Source organism: Paenibacillus sp. P4_E11, assembly GCF_056401635.1.
Genome location: NZ_JBFUIX010000511.1, coordinates 1 through 1,221, shown reverse-complemented (window position 1 = coordinate 1,221; position 1,221 = coordinate 1). Strand labels below are relative to the sequence as shown.

Genomic DNA, 1,221 nt, shown 5'->3' with positions numbered 1-1,221 from the left:
CCGTAAAGCGATTCGGCATCTCGAGAAAGGTCGTGTCGTCATCTTCGCTGCCGGTACAGGTAACCCTTACTTCTCGACCGATACAACGGCTGCATTGCGAGCGGCTGAGATTGAAGCAGAAGTCATCTTGATGGCCAAAAATAAAGTAGACGGTGTATATAGCGCCGATCCGTTTAAAGACGCTACCGCCGAGAAGTTCGAAACGCTCACATATATGGAAGTGCTGAACAAGAATCTAGGGGTCATGGACTCCACAGCCTCCTCCTTATGCATGGACAATAACATCCCGTTGATCGTATTCTCCATAACAGAGGAAGGCAACATCAAGCGCGTCGTGCTCGGTGAGAAAATCGGAACGATAGTGAAAGGGAGTATCGACTAATGCCGCAAACGATTAAGAAGAATGCTGAAGAACGTATGGAAAAAGCTATCGGATCGTTAAAGAAAGAGCTGGCCTCCCTGCGTGCCGGACGAGCAACGCCTTCATTGCTGGATCGCATTCAAGTGGAGTATTACGGTTCCATGACGCCAGTCAATCAACTAGCTAACATTAATACACCGGATTCCAGAACATTGTTGATCCAACCTTGGGATAAATCCTCGCTCTCTGCTATTGAAAAGGCCATTCAGAAATCGGAGTTAGGCTTAACACCTTCTAACGACGGTCTTACGATTCGACTGATGATCCCGGCATTAACGGAAGAACGCCGTGGGGATCTCGTGAAGATGACGAAGAAATTCGGGGAAGAAGCGAAAGTTGCAATTCGTAACATTCGCCGCGACGCGAATGATGATATTAAGAAGCTGGAAAAGAACGGTGTATCCGAAGATGAGTCCAGACGTCATCAGGACGATGTTCAGAAAACGACCGATAAGTATATTGTTGAAGTGGATAAAGTGTTGGCCGCCAAAGAGAAGGAAATAATGGAAGTATAGTGTAGCGATAGAGTCCCCTGTTGATTGGGGATTTTTGTCTAATACAGGATACTTCTTGAAAAGCTAAGCCGGTCAGGCATGCGCAACGTTGATTTATGTGGGGGAAAAAAGCATGTTGAAACGACTCAAACGATGGTTGTCCAATTCGGAGAAATCGATGAAGCCGGCCTCCTTGGACCGCGATAATATACCTCAGCATATCGCCATCATTATGGATGGTAATGGGAGATGGGCCAAGCGGAGAGGACTGCCGCGGGTTGCCGGGCACCATGCAGGGATGAAGGC

At 47.7% G+C, this 1,221-nt stretch carries 3 protein-coding genes; all 3 read left to right on the top strand.

The features are described from left to right. Positions 1 to 382: amino acid kinase family protein (locus AC1DWB_RS35590; protein WP_477545778.1), on the top strand; the 382-nt coding region annotated here is incomplete at its 5' end. Beyond that, a complete protein-coding gene (gene frr / locus AC1DWB_RS35585; RefSeq protein ID WP_477545777.1) occupies positions 382 to 936 on the top strand; it encodes a ribosome recycling factor in 555 nt (184 codons plus the stop codon). The genes AC1DWB_RS35590 and frr, both read left to right, overlap by 1 nt. 112 nt (positions 937 to 1,048) lie before the next feature. Next, positions 1,049 to 1,221, top strand: a 173-nt coding sequence (locus tag AC1DWB_RS35580; protein ID WP_477545779.1) for an undecaprenyl diphosphate synthase family protein, incomplete at its 3' end; no start/stop codon positions are given.